The following is a 19,134-nucleotide window of genomic DNA, read 5'->3' as shown; positions in this document are numbered from 1 at the left end:
AAAACAGAATTTCAGACAAACGGCCTGTAATGGCCGACGAACCGCTCGCGCGAGCAGACCTATTCTATAAGTTTGGAGGGAAAACTAATCAGGAATTCAGTTCCCTTACCAACCTCCGACCTGAGTTCTATGCTTATCCCGTGATAGTCGGCAATACTTTTGACGATAGAAAGGCCCAGGCCATAGCCTCCGGCTTCTTCCGATTTATTGGCTTTCTTAAACCTGTTAAATATCGTGCTGATATCCTCCTCAGGAATACCTATCCCTGAGTCGGTGATAGTAATAATGCAGGAGCCGCCATCCATCATTTTATCCGCAATCCTGATCGATCCCTGTTGCTTATTATACCTTATGGCGTTATTGACGAGATTGTACATCAGCTGGAATATCAGGTCTCTGTTTACTCCTGAGAGAGTCACGCTTTTCGAAATATCGATACTTAATGTTATTTCTTTCTCGATCAGCCTGTGGCTGATCTCTTCTTCGATGTCCAGGAAAATCTCGTACAGACCAACTGATTCATTTTTACTGAACTGGTCGTTGTCGATTCTTGAAATGAGAAGCAGGGAATGGACAATCCGCTTCAATCGGTTCAGCGTTCTCTGCATGCCAATCAAACGTTCCTGCACCATCTGATCTAATTCAGGTTCTCCCATAAGATTCTCGATCTTGTTCTGCAGGATTCCTATTGGCGTCATGAGTTCATGGGATGCATTTGCTGTGAACTCCCGTTCCTTTTCAAATGCCTCATGGATCTGTTCCATAAGGTTTATAAGAGACATATCAAGATACCTGAAATCGGTGGTCGTGGTTTTTATCGGCCTGGAGTTTTCATTAAAGGGAAATTTTCTGTTGCTGATCTTTGTCCGGATTATCTTTCCGAGGGGGCGAAGAAGGAATCGTGTATAAAAAAGATCGATGATCAATGTAAACAAGATCAGTCCGAGAAGCACATAGGTTGCTATCTTCTGCAGGGGGCGGTTGTATTGATCGATGGTCGCCGTAGTTTTGCCGACCTCCATCAGGTACTTTTTGTCACCGGCTAAAAAAGCATGGGTCAGAACCCTGTAATTTAAAGTATCATTCTCTATTATACGTTCGTCAGTATAAATAGTGTCAACGTTAAAGTTATTTTCGACCGGTTCAAGGGAAATATATTCTTCCTTAAGCATGGTATAACTACCATAACTCTGGTCTCCCTGTAAATAAGTGTCTACACCATTTTGGGCTATTATATCGAGGACTTTCTCCTTTTGCTGGCGCAAATAGGAGTCGGTATAGTCACGGGCAATGCCGCCGATCAGGTAAGGCAGCGTGAAGACGAAAAGCAATACGACAGCAAGCTTTGACAGAGTAACAAATAATGTGAGCTTGCTGATAAGTTTCACTAGTGCTTCCTTATTTTATATCCCACTCCTCTAACTGTTTCAAGCCACTCAACGGGCCCGAATGCACTCAACTTCTTACGGATATTTTTTATATGTACATCAATATAATTAGAATCGTAATCATCATCCGCAAATGATCCCCAGATATGTTCGCTTAGCTGCATCCGGGTCAACACACGATTCTTGTGCAAAAGAAGATAGCTTAGAAGGTCAAACTCTTTGCGGGTAAGCTCCACTTCATTCTGATTGTGGCTCACTACTCGTTTCTGAAGGTCCAGAACAAATTCGCCCAGGTTTATTTCCTGTGTATTGAGATTAAACTTTCGCCGCGATATAGCCTGCATCCTTGATTGAAGCTCAAGCAAAGAGAAAGGCTTCGGAAGGTAGTCATCAGCACCTAAATCCAATCCAAGTATGCGATCTTCAATATTTCCGCGTGCTGTAAGAATAATATAAGCTGCATCCGGATTTAGTTTCTTAGCCTCCTGAAGCACTTTCAGCCCATCGAGATCTGGTAGGCCCAGATCCAGCAGAATAAAGTCGTAAGGATTCATACCCAGCATTTCAAGACCTTTCTGTGCATTGTGAGCCATATCACAGATGTAAAAGGCTTTCTTCAGGAATGCTTCGATCTCGTAAGCAAGCGTCTTTTCATCTTCTATCAGGAGAACTTTCAAATTAGAACCGATGTTAGTTTAAAAAAAAAAGACGTTCCGCAGCCCTTACTGGCGGCCTCTGATCTTTACATTATCGCTAACCGGCTGAGGTTTCAGCTTTGGCAGTGACCTTGGAACCTGCTTAATTGCACGCCTGTCAGTTTCCTTAATTCTTCCATCCCTGACATCCTGGGCCGGCTTCTGCCGTGTATCCTGAGGTTTAGGCTGTGGCTTTTTCCTTGCCGGAACTGAGTCCTGGAACAAGGTAAGGACTGAATGTGCGATATTACGTCTTAATGGCTTGTCGATGCTCCCGTCCGATGCGTTCGAAAAAAAAGGCGAAATTGCAGCCAGGATTGTAATCAATGCAATGCGATAACCATTTAAAAATTTCATTGTAAGTAAAAATAAAGAAAGTTCGCCTCAAAAAGGCAATCAATCAGTAAATCAGATTATTCAATTCGACACAAGCAGTTCAGGATAACCAATCAATGCCCGCCATCCTTTAATATACGAGATTAAGATATAAAGGTCATGGGCGAATGCAAAATTATTTCAATGGGCTATGAAGACGCGGAGTTAATAATTGAATAGTCGATCAATCTTTAACCAGCTTCAGCAGAAGCTCCGGTTCGTTCGTAGTGATGAAATCGATGTCTTTACTCAGGAACCATTTGAGCATTGCTTCATCATTTACAGTCCATGCATTTATCGTCAGGCCTTTTTGCTTCGCTTCATCGATCCAGTGTTCATTTTTCTTAAACACATTAAAATGATAATCAAAGCCCCAAAGTTTATCTGCCGCCAGGGCGGCCGGCGACTTATCCCCATTCAAATATGCCACACGGGCATAAGGATCAAGCCTGTTAAGTTCCAGGCAAATATTATAATCGAAACTGATATAGTCTATCCACGCTTGTGCTTTCAGCTCCTTAACCGTCTGCACTACTTTCCGGGTAAGTTGCAAAGCTCGTTCCTTGCTTGTTGTAGGCTTTATCTCGAGTACCAGCTTCGTATTATTCTGCCCCAGGCCCGCTTTAATATATGCTTCAAGAGTTGGCATGTTCTCACCGCTGGATAGCTTCAATTTTCCCAGTTGATCTGATGAGGACGAGGCAATGGTGAGCCCCTGAATAGTCGGGTCATGGTTTATTACGGGGACAGAATCCGCGGTCATGTGAACATCAAACTCACTTCCCTGGCAGCCCAGCCTGATAGCATGTTGCAGGGCTGCGATCGAATTTTCGGCAGCACCGGTATTTTTCCATGCCCCACGGTGAGCGATCACCTTGTTTGTTATGAATTGATCATGGACAATCCTGAAGCTTTCCTTTGCTTTTGAAGACCCGGTTTTGGCTTCAACAGTAACGTCGTACCATTTTACATCCGGTTTAATATATTCTTTTTTTACAGATAGTTTGTTGCCGGCCAGGATGAATTTTTTCGCGTCTTTCCCCTTAAGTTTAAATGCTGCATTTCCTGTTGATACTATATGCAAAGTCCCTACTTCCGGTTTGCCGGAAGAAAAGGTATGATTGCTTATTAGTATGGACATTTTTTGCTGGGCGAAAGATGTGATTGAAATAATGATAAAGGCAATGAACAGGTAAATTGATTTCGATAATTTCATATGTTGCTTATTGTAAAAATGCTTTCTGGATAAACAGTAAAGTTACTTACCTATTGTGAATTTTACGTTAATCATTCCACTGAGATTTAAATTTTGTGGTTTTGCATAAAATACCTTAGATATAACCGGGTTTTAATAAGTTTGGCACGAATTCAGCGTTAAGTCCCCTATGAAACGGATCATCATCTTTTGCCTTGCAGCGATATTTGTTGCAGGCTGCGGTTTAAATAAGCAAGCCCGTCAGATCGAAGCACTTGAAAAATGCACTTATGAGATAAGTTCAGCAGACAGCATTTACCTTGTCGGGAGGGATGTAAGCCAAATGGTAAAGAACAGAAACTTCGAGATCAGCAATATGCCAGAGCTTGCGCTTGCACTCTTCAGAAAGAATATACCGTTGAAAGCACGTGTAAATCTCAAAATCAGCAACCCAACGAGTACTGAAGCCGCGATTAATCAGTTCGATTACATCGTATTGATCAAGAACCAGGAAATTGCAAACGGCTTTGTGAACCAGAGAGTGACCGTACCGGCGGGCGGTACCACAGAAGTCCCGGTAAGGGTAAACTCTAATATTTATTCTTTCCTGTCAAACGGAAAGACCATGGAAGAGATACTGGACTTTGTCCGCGGAGGTGAAAGCGGCGCAGCAGAACGTAAGGGTGTTGTAACAATCAAAATTAAACCAACGATTGATGTAGGCGGCAAACTGGTTAAGTACCCCGGCTATATTACAATTGATAAGGAAGTTAGCAGTAAGATCCTGTTTTAGAGTAAGGAACAAGGAGCAAAGAATAAGGACGCATTACCGTAAATAAGGATGTCCGGTTTAATCACAATCTGGATAAGTCCTTATTCCTTGATCTGTGCTCCTTGATCACTCTCAACTTTCTCAGCTATTTTAACCAGCAACTTCCTCACCTCGTCCTTCAAGCCTTCCGGCTGCATAATTTGCGCGTGATCGCCAAACATCATATACCACCGGGCGAATGCATATAAAGACGAGCTTAAAAACGTCATTTCGACCTCTTCTTCATATTCCGTTTGCGAGACAAAGCCCTGATGATACTTCTGGTTATCAAGCCAGTACGCCTTGTCTTTACGGACTCTTATTACAACAAGAGGGAGATGCTGATTTTGAGTATTTTCGACATTGTACCTTTCGAGGTATTCCTTCAGGGTCTGATGTTCCCCGGAGAAGCCTTTGTTTGTCAATTCCATGCATGAGATCCTGTCAAGACGAAAATCCCGGTAGTCAGCTCTCATTTGACAAAATGCGATCAGATGCCAGCTATTATCGTTATAAAAGACACCCAGAGGCTCGACTAACCGTTCTGTTTTCTGCTGGTTATACCGGGCATGATATTTAATCTCCAGCACCTTTTTCTGATCGATACTTTTCAAAATCGGCTGCATAAGGTTCAGGTCGGGCTGGATCCCTTCATTACCAGTTCTTCTGAAAACTTCGATGTGATCACCAATATTCTGCAGAAGATCTTTTTTGTCCTGATCGAGAACAGCCTTGATCTTATACATGGCAGAACTATAATTATCGGCGTTGGGCCCGTCGGTTAACCGGGCAACGAGTTTCTCAGCGGTCAGAAATGCGAGCGCCTCTTCCGGGCTGAACATAACGGGGGGAAGCCGGTAACCCTCAACAAGGGAATAACCGAGTCCGGCCTCGCCAATGATCGGTATTCCCGCCTGTTCGAGCGTCCTGATATCCCTGTAAACCGTTCGAAGACTAATTTCAAACCGGTCGGCGATATCCTGTGCTTTTACAATCTTACGCGACTGCAGGTGGATCAGGATTGCGGAAATACGATCGATGCGGTTCATAGTAATAAACGGAAGAGAGAAATCCGCCTGACGAAGATATTAAAATCAGTTCTAATTGAAGCCGGAGCAACACCCCCGCCTGGAGCCGGGGAAATGTGGCTCACAATAAGGTAATTCCAGCATTCCAGCCCATCCATCCTCTCGCCGATCTATTAACACCGGACCTGAGTGGGCCAATTCTATTTTTAAACCCACTGGCACTTGACACTGCGGGATCCGTATGGTAAACATTATAAGCCGGGCCGGCGAACAGGCTGATACCTTTCATTACCTTAACCTGGACATTAAGCTGAGCCTTACTGAGGATGTTTGCCGAATCGAAATTCCCCAGATATAAGCCCTGCGATGATATTTCTGCAGCAGCAGATAATGTGTTATTAAAAATAAAATCATGTCCGAAACCCAAGCCGGCCGAATAAACTTTTTCACCTTCTTTAAAAGTAGCCGAGGCTATAAGTATAGAATACAATCTGGCATTTCCGGTCTTGATGCCCAATTGGTAATTGAAGACGTCGTTAGCGGAAAGGCTGACTTTATGATAACCTTTATTCACCCAGTTGATCAGGCCTATACTAACGCCCGACGAGCTGTCGGCAACATTAATAAGCCCAAGTTGTACACCGTTCATCTTTTTAGCATAATTAAAGATGCCTGCCAGCTGTAAACCCCGCATTTCCTGCCGGGCGACGTTTCCTATCCCCGAAATTTGAATTCCTTTGGCACTTTTAGCCAGGTTAGCGATTCCGCTGACTTGAATTCCTCCTGAATTATTAGATACCAGATTCGCGACCCCTGATACCTGCACACCCTTTAGATTTTTACGAACATGATTAAGAACTCCCGCAGCCTGCCAGCCGTCCATATTCATCCGCACATCGTTTACAACACCTGCTGCCTGAAAACCGTGTACGCTATCCAGAACGGAATTTAATACGCCGCCAGCCTGAAAACCATGAACAGATCCCCCAACCAGGTTAGTCAGCCCCGCAGCCTGGAAATGCCTTACATCACCTTTATTGATGTTAAACAAACCTGCAACTTCTACACCGTTAACCCCGGCGGTGTAGCCGCCAAAAACATTCAACGATGCCTTGTTCACAACCTGCGGACTAAACATTCCGTGCGAACTTAAACCCGGCAGCAGGGAGGCCTGAAAAGGGCTCCTGGCCATAAAGCCGGCAAGATTTAAACTCTGGATCTGCTGTTTCGCCGAAACGAGAAATCTCCCGATACCGAGACGCTCAACAATATTAGACACGTAACTGGAATTATCCTCGTCACTATAGACATAACCCTCAGGCTTGATCGTCACAGTGGAAAGAAACATAATGCTTGTGTCACGATATGCTTCTTTGCTTACCGTTAAAATAACCGATTGGAATTCACCCCTGATTCGCATCCGGAAATATCCTTCCTTATTAGTGAGGGTAGATTCAAGTAAGCGCTTTTCATATACACTGGCATCTGCGACATTTTTTCCGGTATGAACATCAACTACCTTCCCGGTGATCAGGTAATGTTTTGAATCAGTTTTTATGGTCTCGGGTTCGATTGCAAAATGAAGCAGCGTGGACCTTAGAATTATATATCTGCTACTTTCGCGGTAATCTACCTTTCCCAAAAAAATCCTGTCGAGAATATCCCTGACAGGCTGGTTCTTTACGGCTATACTGATCAGGCTGTCGCGGTTAAAGGCATTACCGCTATAGGAAAAATAAAAGCCGCCCTTTTTGCTGATCTGCTCCAAAACCTCACCCACAGGCTGTTGCACAATATCAAGTGAGATCCGTTTATACAAATTGGGGATATCCGAAGTATGCTGGGCTTGCAGAGTAAATACAATGCTTAAAAAGAGCAACAGAGCAGCAGCTTTTTTAGTCATCACGAATTATCGGAGTATAATTTTACCATCCTCTTTAACAGCGCTTATCTTAAAGGTTTGAGTGATCACGTTGAGTATTTTATCCAGCGGTTCGTCCTTAAAGGTGACATTTAATGGCAGATCCTTAATCTGATCGTTTCCAATTATGATATTGCTGTCGTACGCCTCATTAAGAATTTCCACTACGCGCCATAGGGGGGTGTTATCCGCAACAAACAGTTTACTTCTGTAGTAGTTATAAAGCTGGTCTGTGTTTGCTTCTTTATGAAGGCTGGTATCAGTACCCCGGATTAAAACTTTTTCACCCGCTCTCAATTCAATCGCCTGCTGGTTCATACTTACACGAACAATACCAGTCTCAACTATCACCTCCGTGGTTTTATTAATGTGTTTTACGTTGAATGAGGTGCCCAGCACTGTTACAGTCACATCGTCGGCCTCAATGACAAAAGGTTTGGATTTATCAGGGCTAACATGAAAGAACGCTTCGCCATTTTCAAGCTTTACACTACGTGTTTCGCCCTTGAAATTCTTGCGGTAAGAAATTAAGGTGTTCCGGTTAAGGGTTACCTCAGATCCATCTGGAAATACTTCCTTCCGCACAAGTTTTCCGGCTTCAATACTTTCATATCCATTGCTAAAAACTGAATAAAAAAACCATGCGCCCGCAACAATGAATAATACGGCGGCTACGCTCAGCCAGCTATAACGCTGCGTTAGTTTACGCGCCGGCGTTTGCCCGCCTGCAGGCTTGGATACTCTCGTTTTAAAACTGGCCCAGGCTGCTTCCGGATCAACAGCACTTTTTTCTTCAAGCTTTTTGCTGCTGTTCCATATTAGCTCAAATCGCGAGAATTCCCTTTTGTTCTCAGGGCTGGCAGAAATCCATTCATTAACCTCAGCCTCCTCTTCCGGACCGGCTTCCTTTAAAAGATATTTTATGATCAGGTCATCATTCATGCGCTGCCTCCATTCTATAGATCTTTGTAATGCATAAACAATAATAATATCGGCAGAAAATCAACCAGTTTTACCCTAAGGATACGTAAAGCCTTGCCCATCTGGTTTTCGACTGTCTTGATTGACAAGCCCAGCTCTTCAGCAATTTCCCTATATTTCAGCTCTTCAAAACGGCTCATTTGGAAGATAGTCCGGCACTGCTCAGGCAGTTCGTTCATGGCTTCCTGTAGTCGATCCTGCAATTCCCCGAGCACTAATCTATCTGAGGTATTTTCGACTTGATCATTCATTGTAAAAGCCGCGTGGTCCTGGTACTTCGTTTTGATCTTTTTATGCTTAATATAATTCAGGCAATCGTTGTAGACACACTTATAGAGGTACGCTTTTACGGATGTTTGCACATCGAGCAAATCCCTTTTTTCCCATAATCTTACAAACATATTCTGTACGACCTCTTCAGCATGGCTGTCGTGATGAAGCATTATACTGGCATAAGAATGCAGCGCTTTAAAATGAGCTTTAAACAATTGCTCAAAAGCATTATCGTCATACCCGGGTGCGGCACCGCCTGTGTTTGTTACTGCTAATTCCACCTGTTAATGTTGCCAAATATATCAGATTTAGATATTGCATCTGAATGATTTGTTACATCACGGGATGGTGTCTGTTTTCATCGTGTACCTGCACCGCACTTAACTATAACTTAATCACTGACCCACTGCCACTGACTTCTGAATCAACAGTCGCATTGCCGGTATAATAAACTTTGCCGCTGCCGCTGATCCGGGCTTTAAGTGAGTTCTGAACCGTCATCCTTACGTCACCGCTGCCGCTGATTCTTACATCACCTCTTTTTGCCTGTATATTTTCAAGGTGAGCATCACCCGATCCCGAAATGTCAACATTTACCTCGTCCGCGGCAAAGAAGCCCCGCACAGTAGTTTTAGATGAGCCACTGATACTTAAACGGAAGATATCCTGTGCCGGGAAATTGCCGTCAATCCACAGCCTGCCGCTGCCGCTCATTGAGGCTTTCTTTAGTGCAGGGAGTGTAACAAATACTTCAATATCGTCATCCTGGACATTGACATGTTCATAACCGATATTCAACACGCCATTGTGGATATTCGATTTATATCTTGGGATCAGATTCGCAGAGCCTTTGATCTCCACTTTGTATTCTGCTCCGTACGTAATCGTAACCGGATTTGCCCCGCTGCTGTGTACCCCGGTAAAAGTACCTGGCTTACGTATTTCAGTTATAACATTGCCATCAGCAGTCAGCCTGTCCTTAGTACACGAAATGCTGAATAAACTGATAATTGCAATAAATAATAATGTAGTTCTCATAATATGTGTTGTTAATGGGTAATGGTTAATGGTTAATAGGTAATTGGTAATGGCTAATGGTTTCCGTCCAGCGTCTTGATTCTTGATTCTTGATTCTTGGCTCTAAAAAAGAATATTCACTCCCGCAGTATATCCCACATAGATCCCCTCGAAGTTATTCCCCCACCTGTTCTCCCAGGTTTTAATGTATTTGCTGGTCAATCCCCGTCCTTCCGTAGTATTTGTGTTTACATAACTGAATACCGGTCCTCCGAAGATCTCGATGTGTTTACCCGGCCTGACGGAGGGCAGCAGTTTAAATGAGTTCTTAAAGTATTCTCCCGACCAGAAGCTTTCCAGGGTAAGTACACTTAGCTCGGCCTTGATCCTGAATGCACCCGTATGTATCATGTGAGCGCCGAAACCCAGCTCAAAAGCATAAACCTCCTCTTCGTTCTTAAAATTATAGCCAGCGCCTATGATCCCATAAAAGACCCTCCCGCCTGAACGGAACGAAGCTATTCCTGTCTGACTTTCATCCACACTAAAACCGATTGATTTCTCGCCATTCTTAATGATATTAATAATGCCAATAGGGTGGTCGCTGCTGTCAGCGATATTGATAAAACCCGCCAGCTGTACTCCTTTAACCTTTTTCGCTACATTGATAAAACCGGCAACTTGCGAGCCCTGCACATCACCGGCTGTGTTGCTGAATCCTGCTAATTGAGTGCCCTTTACCTGACGGCCAACGTTGTTGAACCCTGCTACCTGGGTTCCGGTTAGATTGCGGGCGACGTTTGAAAAGCCACCGAATTGTGTACCCTTAACATCAGCTGCCCGGTTTAAAAAACCCGAAAACTGGGCGCCCTCAATATTCTTCCTGGCTATGTTGGCGAACCCGGCAAAAGCCAGGCCTTTACTTTCGCCATAAATATTCATGAAGCCGGCGAACATCATTCCTTCTGCCTTCTTACCAACATGATTTGAAAAACCGGCGAATTGCATACCCCTGGCATCGTGGCGCACTACATTTGAGAAACCGGCAAATGTAAAACCCTTTTCAGCCGCCGAAACACCCGCCAGCAGGTTAAATGAGAAAACATTCGTATCCGCAGCAGCATGTGTACCATTGGTACTGATCGGATAAATCAGGCCAATGTTAACCTTATCTGCAATAACTACCTGGGCATTTGAATTAAGATAAAATGCCATGAATACAAGCAGCGCAATAAGGATCTTTAAGACCCGCTCTAATTTTGATTGTGTAATTTGTACTTTCATTTTTGTTGTATTTTGGGATGAGACAACTATGAAAGAGTTTACCCCTACGGGCCGGAGGAAAAAATGTGACGAAGGTATCGGCATTGGGCTATGAGCTTCGTTCAGAACCCATAAAAGGGGTATTTAATGTCCCTATTAATTAAAGTTTAATGAATCGTTTTTTGCATCAAATTGCTCAGGCCATGTGAATTCGCCCGGACGAAGCTGATGCTCAGAGCTCATTGCTCATATCTTTTCCTTATCTTCCTCCCCGGAAATTGAAACCACCAATACATGAAATCTTTTAAACTAATTATCGCCTTCCTCTTTATCAGCCAGATCACATTTGCGCAAAGTATCGTAAACCTGATCAACCGCGCCGATGCGTTTTTCGACACGATGGATAAAGGTAAATTCGAAGAAGCACATGGTTTTTTTGATGAAAGCGTTAAAGACAAGATATCGGCGGACGAGCTTAAGCTGTTCTGGCTAAGACTAGGTAACAGCCTCGGCACCTATGAATCTGTGGACGGCGCACAAAACAAAACCCAGGGCGAATACTTTCAGGTAACGTTAAATTGCGTTTTCACTAAAGGGTCACAGGGCTTTACCTTTATCTTCAATAAATCAGAAAAACTGGTCGGATTCTTTGTAGCACAAACAACCCAGGAAGCCGTTTATGTAGCTCCTGCTTATGCAGATACCAATCTATACACTGAAAAAGAAGTTCAGATAAAGTTTGGTGGAGGCCAGATGGCCGGAATGCTGACAATTCCAAAGGGTGCGACAAATTTCCCGCTGGTGGTGCTGGTACATGGCTCCGGCCCATCAGACATGGACGGCACTGTCGGTCCGAACAAACCCTTAAAAGACCTGGCCAGTGGTCTCGCTGCAAAAGGTATCGCAACCCTGCGTTACGTAAAACGTTCTATGGTTTACCCAAATTCCTTTGTAAAAACCTTCACGGTCAAAGAAGAAGTTATCGATGATGCACTGGAGGCTATCGCTGTAGCAAAAAGTACTCCTGGTGTAAATAAGGCACAGATCTATCTTCTGGGACACAGTCTTGGCGGGATGCTTGCACCACGTATAGCAGGCCTGGCACCTGACCTGGCGGGAATTATCCTGGCGGCAGCGCCGGCGAGGAAGATGGCCGACCTGGTTGCTGAACAAAACAAGTATTTATATCTGTTAAGCGGCGATACCACAGCTGCTACTAAACAGCGGTTCCAGGCAACAACCAATGAGATCGACCGGTCCCGCCTGTTAAAGCTTGGTGATATTGCTCCGGACTCCATTATCCTGTCTGCACCCGCATCTTATTGGATCGACCTGAATAATTATGACCAGGTTGCCTCAGCAAAGAAATTTCCCAAAAAGATCCTGGTGATCCAGGGAGAAAACGATTTCCAGGTGTCGATGCAGGATTACAATATGTGGAGAGCCGGACTCGCCGCAAATAAGAACGCGTCTTTTAAAGTTTATCCGGATCTCAATCACCTCTTAACTTCCCAAAAGGAAAAAGGAACCGGCGTACAATACCGCGTACCGGCAAATGTTTCACCAAAGCTGATCGAGGATATTGCGGTTTGGATTAAGGGGAAGTAAGAACAACTAACTTACCTTCTTCCCGATATCCGGCAAAAATCCGGTGATTAACCCGATCAGCGGAAGAAAGGCGCAAATACTGTAAACATACTCGATACTTGTGCGGTCGGCGAGGGCGCCGAGCAGTGCAGATCCCACACCTCCCATCCCAAAGGCGAAGCCAAAGAATAATCCCGAGATCATTCCTACTTTGCCTGGAATGAGCTCCTGCGCATATACCAGGATCGCAGAAAAAGCAGAAGCAAGGATCACTCCGATGGGCACGGTTAATACAGCAGTCCAGAACAGGTTGGCATGAGGCAGCATCAGGGTGAATGGCGCTACCCCGAGTATGGATCCCCAGATCACATATTTTCTCCCGAATTTATCCCCCAGCGGCCCGCCTATCAATGTACCCGCTGCAACGGAAAAAAGAAATATGAACAGGTAGACCTGCGAGCTTTGGACCGATACCCCGAATTTATGCATCATGTAGAAGGTATAATAACTGCTCATACTTGCCAGGTAGAAATACTTGGAGAATATCAGGACCAGCAATATGACCACTGAAAGGATTATCTTTCTCCGCGGAAGGGTTTGAACAGCATGAGAGACCGCAGCTTTATGAGCCCTGGTCTTGATCTTAAGCTTATACCAGCCGCCCACATTTACCAGGATTAAAATAGCCAGCAAAGCAAGAAGGGAAAACCATATAATATTTGATTGACCATATGGCACGATGATCAGCGCGGCCAGCAAAGGCCCGATAGAGCTCCCCGCATTTCCTCCAACCTGGAAAACAGACTGGGCCATCCCTCTTCGTCCGCCCGACGCCATACTAGCCATTCGAGATGCCTCCGGATGGAATATAGAAGAACCGATCCCCACGAAAGCTACAGAAACGACCAGCATTGCAAAGTTCGGGGCCTGCGACAATAACAGGAGGCCGATTAAGGTAAATCCCATCCCTACGGCCAGGGAGTAGGGTTGTGGCTTGCGATCTGTATACAGTCCTACGAAAGGCTGGAAAAGCGAGGCCGACATTTGAAACGTCAATGTGATAAGCCCGATCTGTGCAAAGGTCAGGCTGAACGAATCCTTTACTATAGGATAGATCGCCGGAATCAGCGATTGTATCGTATCATTCAGCAGGTGCGAAAAACTTATCGCAAATAGGATTGGAAATACCGTCTGATTAGTGATGTTTTTTGCCGCCTCCGTAGGGATCTCACCCGGGCTGTTTACCTGCTGCTCGTTCATTATGTTGCAAATATCTGTGGTATAGACCAGAAAAGCGAATTATGATTTAAGGAATCAACTCCTCGTCTGAAAAGCCTCCCTCAAATGCCAGACCGCCTTATTCTTATCGGATGCATCACCGATCCGGATAATATCACAAAGCGCTAAAAGTTTATACAGCAGCCTGTCCTTTTTGATCGTCTTTACTACCGTCGGATAGAGAGGCAAAATAGTTTGGCCGCGCTCCTTTCCCTGTTCGTCTGCCCATACCAACTTTTCTTCTGAAGAGAAACTCAGGTAAAGCGAAGACTCAGAATGGGCTGTAAAATAACCATTCCTGACTGGACCAAGCTGAGCGGGAAAAACATACTGAAGCCCGTGTTCGAGGAATTTCAAAAACGGCTCTTTATTGACCGTGCGGGTATCTGGCAAGAGCAAGCCGGATATGGCGGAGCGGTTCAGCGATTCACTGATTTCTGAAGCGCTTATGAACAATTTCGATGATAGCTCCTTGATCTTATTTTCCTCTCCGCCATCAATGATAAGCTTCAAAAGCAAAACCACATCCTGAGGCCGCATCCCTTTATGTTCTTTCATGATTAAATATAGCAAATAATCACTATTCGCATTTCGCGAATTAAAATAAATGTGGAAAACTTTTTAAAACAACGCGGTTAAACGATTGTAAACTCATTTTTGAAAATGAGCTACGTCCCGTTTTCAGTTTTCAGTTTTCAGTTTTCAGTTTTCAGTTTTCAGTTTTCAGTTTTCAGTTTTCAGTTTTCAGTTTTCAGTTTTCAGTTTTCAGTTTTCAGTTTTCAACTTTCAACTTTCAACTTTCAACTTTCAACTTTCAACCCGACAGCTATCGGGTCTCAACTCCCCCTTACGTCAACGGCGCCCCAACCTGTATATCACACCGGTGGCCTGGCATTCCATGTGCGGGATTTATCTTAACACCAGCGGCGGGAGCGGCGGACGGATTAGCAGGAGCGGCCTGCTGAGGTACCGGGTTCATTTGAATAGTTTGCGGCGCCTGGGCTGGTGCGGTACCTGGACCACCCGCAGGAAGTGGTGCACCTACAGCCAGGTCGCAGCGATGACCCGGCAAGCCATGAGCAGGATTTAACTTAGCATCCGCACCGGGTGCCGCAGCATCTGCCGGGTGGCCATGGCCGTCAGCAGCGTTATGAATTTCCGGAGCGGCATCACTTTTCTTATCGTTCTGCACTAAGGCAACAACCGTCGCTCCGGCAATAATGATCCCTGCAACTATAACTATGGTCTTCATATCTGCTTTTCTCTTAAGTTCTTGTGTGCAAAGGTACAAAATATTAATTGGGATTCAGGAGCAGCGACTGCTATGAAGGTTGGGAGTATTTCCTAGCTTAGCATTTTTAAGAACTCATTTGCGTTATTTCGTACACATAGCATATAAAGGTACCCGGTATTTCGGCTGGCAACGGCAACCGGATAAGCCTTCCGTACAGGAGGTTTTAGAAACTACCTTAAGCCGGATCTTAAAAAAACAGGTGCAGATCTTTGGGTGCGGCCGCACTGATACAGGAGTACACGCCAGCCAATTCTTTTTTCATATGGATATCGGAGAGAGCTGGGATTTCGACCTTATTTTTCGCTGGAACCATATCCTGCCGGATGACATTGCAATCTTTGATATCATTCCTATGGACGGCAAGCCACATGCCCGTTTCGACGCCGTGCTGCGTACCTATGATTATTTTATTCATACCTACAAAGATCCCTTCCTGAGCGAAAGCAGTTCGCAGTACCTGAGAGATGGCCTCAACCTGAGGGAAATGAAAAAAGCAGTAGCGCTGCTGCCTGGGTATAGCGATTACCGCGCATACTGCAAATCGCCGGATAAGAATGAACATACCATTTGCCATATTTCATCTGCCGCACTATTTACAAATGATTCCGGCAACCGCATCCGGTTCCGTATTTCGTCGAACCGTTTTCTTGGCCGCATGATCCGGATCCTCGCCCATAAGCTGATCGAAATTGGTGATGGTACTTTTGGTGCAGATGAGTTCGAAAGCTACCTGATCTCGCGGCAACCGCCGCCTCTTATCCCGCCAGCCCACCCTGAAGGATTATATCTTTCTAAAGTGACCTACCCTTTTTTAGACTTGCCAGCAAAAGCCGACTTTTCGCCCGCGCATAATTACTCCGAAGTTTTCTGGAGAGATCTTTAATTTGCGAAGGCATCGCATAAATAACAATATAGCATTATGAAAGCGAGAATATCAGTACTGACCCTCGGCGTAGCCGACCTGGCGAAAGCAGTTACTTTTTATCAAAACGGACTCGGACTAAAAACCGAAGGTATCGTCGGACAAGAATTTGAATACGGCGCAGTTGCATTCTTTGATCTGCAGAACGGCCTGAGGCTCGCCTTATGGCCAAAGGAAAGTATTTCCAAAGATACGGGTATTCCGGTTCAAGAGCCTTCGTCCTTAGAGTTTACCATCGGACACAATGTAAATACAAAGGAAGAAGTGGATGCTGTTATGATCCAGGCTAAAACGGCTGGTGCAAAAATAATCAAGCCGGCACAAAACACCTTTTATAATGGTTATGCGGGCTATTTCCAAGACCCTGACGGGCATCTTTGGGAAGTAGTATGGAATCCTGAGTTCCAGGTTGAAGAGTAATCCCAACTGTTTCAAATTCAAGAAGTACTGCACTTCATTGCTACTGTGGTTTTTCAAGCCAAAGGCAATGAAACCCAAATACAATGGAGCTCGGTATTTGACACCCCGGAAGATTTTGACCTTATCGTCAAAACATTTAAAGCAGATGCAGGGCAAAAGCAAAACTTTGACAAGCTGGAAAATTACCTTTCCAGCTTATCCGGTAAATAAGATGCTCATCAGTAAACTTCGATTGGCCTGACGGTGATCTTTTTGTTCTGTTTATTTGGACTGATTATAAATAATTTTTAGATTTGCCGAAAAAACAAAATATGAGAAGATCATTACTCCTGAGTATTATTTTATTGTATACGCAAATACTGCTTGCACAGACCGGTAATCTGAAAGGATATATAAAAGACACGAATGGCGAACCGATAAGTTATGCAACAGTTAAGATCAACCCGGGCAAATCAATAATGGCAGCTACCGATGGCAGCTTTAGCTTTAGTGCCCTGAATTCATCTGAATATACATTAACGGTCTCTGCGGTCGGATTTCAGTCTCAGGAACTGCAAATAAACCTGGGAGAGGGTATTTCAAGAGAACTTGTGGTAACCTTGTTGCCAACAAAGAATTCGTTGTTAAACGAAGTCATAATCACATCCCGGAAGAAAGAGCAACTGAAAGAGGAGTTTACCACGGCAGTTACTGTTGTAAATTCGGCTACCATGCAAGAACTTCAGGCTGTCAATAATAACTTCAGCGATATTCTTTCCTCAGCTGTTCCTGGTTTAGGTGTATCCAGCGGAACCAGCAGTAACTGGGGCCAGACATTGAGAGGCCGGCAGATCCTTATACTTGTAGATGGGGTGTCGCAATCAACACCGTTACGTAACGGATCAGTTGATATGCGTACAATTGATGCCGGCGTGATCGAGCGTATTGAAGTGATCAAGGGAGCTAATTCGATCTATGGCAATGGAGCGTCAGGTGGTATAATCAATTATATTACCAGATCTAACAAAACCAGTGACTCCCGTTTTGCCGGCAAGACGGACCTTAGCTTTTCGGGAGGCGTTGTCAATCCTAAAGGTAGTATTGGGGGGCGGCTTTCCCAATCTATATACGGAAACCTCGGAAAGTTTGATTATACCGTGAGCGGGAGTTATGAACAAACAGGCAAGGTAAGAGATGCGGAAGGAGACATTTTGGGTCCCACATATGGACTAAGCAATAATCAGGTATATAATACCTTTTCAAAATTAGGATACCAGATCAATCCCGATCAACGTGTTCAGTTAAGCTATAATTTTTTCAGAAGTCTTGAGGAAACGAATCTCCAGGAAGTAATGGGCAGTCGTAAAAATGGTGCTAAAACTTATGGTATTGAAGGCTCAACTCCGGGAAGTCCTCCCGGTACCAGGTGGAATCACAATGCTATGGCAATGTACACAAACGATAAGCTGGCTGGGAAAACCAGTTTATCAGTGAATGCTTATGTTCAGGATTTTAATACACTCTTCTTCTACAGCACAAATTTCGAGAACGGCGGACAATCCATAATTCAATCTTCAAAGAAAGGAATCAGAGCTGATTTTAATACGCCACTACTGGCCGCAAAAAAGCTGAGCGCAGACCTGACTTATGGATTGGACCTGCTAAGTGATGTTACTTCACAGCCGCTTCTTGATGGCAGAATCTGGGTTCCCAAAATGAATATGCTCAGCACTGCGCCATTTATGCAGGTACAGTCCAGGCTGTTCAAGGATCTTGTGTTTAACGGAGGTATCCGTTACGAACGAATGAACATTGGGGTAGAAGACTACGAAACCCTTAAGCCTTATAATGCGGTCACTAAAACTTTTGGAACGAGTGTGTCAGTAAAAGGCGGGGAAATAGATTATGAGAACCTCGTATTTAACAGCGGCCTGAGATACAACCGTTTCAACTTCTTCAGGCCGTATGTTAATTTCTCGCAGGGCTTTTCTGTTGCTGACCTGGGCTTGCTTCTGCGTGCAGCCCGGGTAGATGACATCAATAAGATCCAAACCGAGCCAGTAATTATTAACCATTACGAAACAGGATTTGAAAGTGAGTTCAAAGCATTTAGATTTGAGGTATCCGCTTATGTGAGCAAGTCCGAACTGGGTTCCAGCTTTGTTGAGCAAAATGGATTTTACGTGATAGTAAGACAGCCCGAACGTGTTCATGGATTTGAAGTTTCTGCAGATGTAAACCTTTCTTCTAAAATAAACCTGGGAAGTAGTTACAGCTATGTGGAAGGAAAAAGAGATGGAAATAATAATAATAAATTTAATGATGAAACGGATACCTTTTTAGGTGGCGACCGGATCACTCCTCCTAAATATACCGCGTACCTGAAATATGTTCCGAATTCGAAGTTTCTTGTCCGGGCTGATTTCCTGGCTTCATCAAGCAGAAACCGTTTCCCGCTTACCAATACAGGTGTTTATAAAACATATGAGGGAAAGGTTGACCCTTATCAGGTGATTAATCTCTCTTCTTCTTACCGGTTTAAGAAATCTACCTATTTAAAGCTGGGGGTTGAGAATCTTTTGAATGCCGACTATTTCCCGGCAAGATCGCTGTGGCCAAGTTTAGACCAATATTACGTGAAAGGCAGGGGTATGAGCTTTACCCTGGGAATAAGTACGCAATTTTAATCCTGAACCAAGTTTGAAAG

Annotated in this window: 18 protein-coding genes; 5 read left to right on the top strand and 13 right to left on the bottom strand. The window is 44.4% G+C overall.

Annotated features, from left to right (window positions below; translation table 11 throughout):
- Positions 1 to 59 precede the first annotated feature (59 nt).
- From P2W76_RS14010 to P2W76_RS13995, 4 genes are all read right to left on the bottom strand, one after another.
- The gene (locus tag P2W76_RS14010; protein WP_276348469.1) at positions 60 to 1,388 is read right to left on the bottom strand and encodes a HAMP domain-containing sensor histidine kinase; all 1,329 of its coding nucleotides are present in this window, start codon (positions 1,386 to 1,388) and stop codon (positions 60 to 62) included.
- Positions 1,388 to 2,065 carry a response regulator transcription factor gene (locus tag P2W76_RS14005; protein WP_276348468.1) on the bottom strand — a complete coding sequence of 226 codons (678 nt, stop codon included), beginning with the start codon at positions 2,063 to 2,065 and terminating at the stop codon, positions 1,388 to 1,390. Before P2W76_RS14005 ends, P2W76_RS14010 begins: the two co-directional genes overlap by 1 nt.
- A gap of 45 nt (positions 2,066 to 2,110) precedes the next feature.
- Complete coding sequence (locus P2W76_RS14000) at positions 2,111 to 2,440, bottom strand: hypothetical protein (protein WP_276348467.1); 330 nt, start codon at positions 2,438 to 2,440, stop codon at positions 2,111 to 2,113.
- A gap of 202 nt (positions 2,441 to 2,642) precedes the next feature.
- Positions 2,643 to 3,674: a glycerophosphodiester phosphodiesterase family protein gene (locus P2W76_RS13995; protein WP_276348466.1), complete on the bottom strand. Its 1,032-nt coding sequence runs from the start codon at positions 3,672 to 3,674 to the stop codon at positions 2,643 to 2,645.
- 169 nt (positions 3,675 to 3,843) lie between these two features.
- On the opposite strand from P2W76_RS13995, the gene P2W76_RS13990 reads away from it, so the two are divergent.
- Positions 3,844 to 4,446 carry an LEA type 2 family protein gene (locus tag P2W76_RS13990; protein ID WP_276348465.1) on the top strand — a complete coding sequence of 201 codons (603 nt, stop codon included), beginning with the start codon at positions 3,844 to 3,846 and terminating at the stop codon, positions 4,444 to 4,446.
- Between the two features lie 80 nt (positions 4,447 to 4,526).
- Here P2W76_RS13990 and P2W76_RS13985 read toward each other — a convergent pair whose 3' ends face one another.
- From P2W76_RS13985 to P2W76_RS13960, 6 genes are all read right to left on the bottom strand, one after another.
- Positions 4,527 to 5,513, bottom strand: coding sequence for a YafY family protein (locus P2W76_RS13985; RefSeq protein ID WP_276348464.1), 987 nt, complete (start codon positions 5,511 to 5,513; stop codon positions 4,527 to 4,529).
- Positions 5,514 to 5,613: 100 nt separating this feature from the next.
- Complete coding sequence (locus P2W76_RS13980) at positions 5,614 to 7,395, bottom strand: hypothetical protein (RefSeq protein WP_276348463.1); 1,782 nt, start codon at positions 7,393 to 7,395, stop codon at positions 5,614 to 5,616.
- Between the two features lie 6 nt (positions 7,396 to 7,401).
- Complete coding sequence (locus tag P2W76_RS13975; RefSeq protein WP_276348462.1) at positions 7,402 to 8,355, bottom strand: FecR domain-containing protein; 954 nt, start codon at positions 8,353 to 8,355, stop codon at positions 7,402 to 7,404.
- Positions 8,356 to 8,369: 14 nt separating this feature from the next.
- Positions 8,370 to 8,948, bottom strand: coding sequence for an RNA polymerase sigma-70 factor (locus P2W76_RS13970; RefSeq protein ID WP_276348461.1), 579 nt, complete (start codon positions 8,946 to 8,948; stop codon positions 8,370 to 8,372).
- Between the two features lie 103 nt (positions 8,949 to 9,051).
- Complete coding sequence (locus P2W76_RS13965) at positions 9,052 to 9,705, bottom strand: DUF2807 domain-containing protein (RefSeq protein WP_276348460.1); 654 nt, start codon at positions 9,703 to 9,705, stop codon at positions 9,052 to 9,054.
- Positions 9,706 to 9,807: 102 nt separating this feature from the next.
- Positions 9,808 to 10,968 (bottom strand): hypothetical protein, encoded by a 1,161-nt coding sequence (locus tag P2W76_RS13960; RefSeq protein ID WP_276348458.1) that lies wholly within the window; start codon positions 10,966 to 10,968, stop codon positions 9,808 to 9,810.
- Positions 10,969 to 11,241: 273 nt separating this feature from the next.
- Here P2W76_RS13960 and P2W76_RS13955 point away from each other — a divergent pair, with 273 nt between their 5' ends.
- Complete coding sequence (locus tag P2W76_RS13955) at positions 11,242 to 12,555, top strand: alpha/beta fold hydrolase (RefSeq protein ID WP_276348457.1); 1,314 nt, start codon at positions 11,242 to 11,244, stop codon at positions 12,553 to 12,555.
- A 6-nt stretch (positions 12,556 to 12,561) separates the two neighbouring features.
- Here the strand turns inward: P2W76_RS13955 and P2W76_RS13950 are convergent, their stop codons facing one another.
- The 3 genes from P2W76_RS13950 to P2W76_RS13940 all read right to left on the bottom strand — a co-directional run bounded on the left by P2W76_RS13950 (position 12,562) and on the right by P2W76_RS13940 (position 15,064).
- Complete coding sequence (locus tag P2W76_RS13950) at positions 12,562 to 13,794, bottom strand: MFS transporter (RefSeq protein WP_276348456.1); 1,233 nt, start codon at positions 13,792 to 13,794, stop codon at positions 12,562 to 12,564.
- Positions 13,795 to 13,848: 54 nt separating this feature from the next.
- Positions 13,849 to 14,370 carry a hypothetical protein gene (locus tag P2W76_RS13945; protein WP_276348455.1) on the bottom strand — a complete coding sequence of 174 codons (522 nt, stop codon included), beginning with the start codon at positions 14,368 to 14,370 and terminating at the stop codon, positions 13,849 to 13,851.
- 289 nt (positions 14,371 to 14,659) lie between these two features.
- A complete protein-coding gene (locus P2W76_RS13940; RefSeq protein ID WP_276348454.1) occupies positions 14,660 to 15,064 on the bottom strand; it encodes a hypothetical protein in 405 nt (134 codons plus the stop codon).
- A gap of 118 nt (positions 15,065 to 15,182) precedes the next feature.
- Here P2W76_RS13940 and P2W76_RS13935 point away from each other — a divergent pair, with 118 nt between their 5' ends.
- The 3 genes from P2W76_RS13935 (at position 15,183) to P2W76_RS13925 (ending at position 19,114) form a co-directional block, all read left to right on the top strand.
- Complete coding sequence (locus tag P2W76_RS13935) at positions 15,183 to 15,989, top strand: tRNA pseudouridine synthase A (protein ID WP_276348453.1); 807 nt, start codon at positions 15,183 to 15,185, stop codon at positions 15,987 to 15,989.
- A gap of 36 nt (positions 15,990 to 16,025) precedes the next feature.
- The gene (locus P2W76_RS13930; RefSeq protein ID WP_276348452.1) at positions 16,026 to 16,448 is read left to right on the top strand and encodes a VOC family protein; all 423 of its coding nucleotides are present in this window, start codon (positions 16,026 to 16,028) and stop codon (positions 16,446 to 16,448) included.
- A gap of 311 nt (positions 16,449 to 16,759) precedes the next feature.
- Positions 16,760 to 19,114 (top strand): TonB-dependent receptor, encoded by a 2,355-nt coding sequence (locus P2W76_RS13925; RefSeq protein ID WP_276348451.1) that lies wholly within the window; start codon positions 16,760 to 16,762, stop codon positions 19,112 to 19,114.
- Positions 19,115 to 19,134 lie beyond the last annotated feature (20 nt).

The organism is Daejeonella sp. JGW-45 (assembly GCF_029360805.1).
Lineage (GTDB): Bacteria > Bacteroidota > Bacteroidia > Sphingobacteriales > Sphingobacteriaceae > Daejeonella.
The sequence above is the reverse complement of the archived record's forward strand: the minus strand, read 5'-3'. Positions and strand labels throughout refer to the sequence as shown.

What these genes read in the sequence shown, in the direction of transcription:
- P2W76_RS14000 (WP_276348467.1), bottom strand. Translation starts at nt 2,440, where the DNA reads ATGAAATTTTTAAATGGTTATCGCATTGCATTGATTACAATCCTGGCT.
- P2W76_RS13995 (WP_276348466.1), bottom strand. Translation starts at nt 3,674, where the DNA reads ATGAAATTATCGAAATCAATTTACCTGTTCATTGCCTTTATCATTATT.
- P2W76_RS13990 (WP_276348465.1), top strand. Translation starts at nt 3,844, where the DNA reads ATGAAACGGATCATCATCTTTTGCCTTGCAGCGATATTTGTTGCAGGC.
- P2W76_RS13985 (WP_276348464.1), bottom strand. Translation starts at nt 5,513, where the DNA reads ATGAACCGCATCGATCGTATTTCCGCAATCCTGATCCACCTGCAGTCG.
- P2W76_RS13980 (WP_276348463.1), bottom strand. Translation starts at nt 7,395, where the DNA reads ATGACTAAAAAAGCTGCTGCTCTGTTGCTCTTTTTAAGCATTGTATTT.
- P2W76_RS13975 (WP_276348462.1), bottom strand. Translation starts at nt 8,355, where the DNA reads ATGAATGATGACCTGATCATAAAATATCTTTTAAAGGAAGCCGGTCCG.
- P2W76_RS13965 (WP_276348460.1), bottom strand. Translation starts at nt 9,705, where the DNA reads ATGAGAACTACATTATTATTTATTGCAATTATCAGTTTATTCAGCATT.
- P2W76_RS13960 (WP_276348458.1), bottom strand. Translation starts at nt 10,968, where the DNA reads ATGAAAGTACAAATTACACAATCAAAATTAGAGCGGGTCTTAAAGATC.
- P2W76_RS13955 (WP_276348457.1), top strand. Translation starts at nt 11,242, where the DNA reads ATGAAATCTTTTAAACTAATTATCGCCTTCCTCTTTATCAGCCAGATC.
- P2W76_RS13950 (WP_276348456.1), bottom strand. Translation starts at nt 13,794, where the DNA reads ATGAACGAGCAGCAGGTAAACAGCCCGGGTGAGATCCCTACGGAGGCG.
- P2W76_RS13945 (WP_276348455.1), bottom strand. Translation starts at nt 14,370, where the DNA reads ATGAAAGAACATAAAGGGATGCGGCCTCAGGATGTGGTTTTGCTTTTG.
- P2W76_RS13940 (WP_276348454.1), bottom strand. Translation starts at nt 15,064, where the DNA reads ATGAAGACCATAGTTATAGTTGCAGGGATCATTATTGCCGGAGCGACG.
- P2W76_RS13930 (WP_276348452.1), top strand. Translation starts at nt 16,026, where the DNA reads ATGAAAGCGAGAATATCAGTACTGACCCTCGGCGTAGCCGACCTGGCG.
- P2W76_RS13925 (WP_276348451.1), top strand. Translation starts at nt 16,760, where the DNA reads ATGAGAAGATCATTACTCCTGAGTATTATTTTATTGTATACGCAAATA.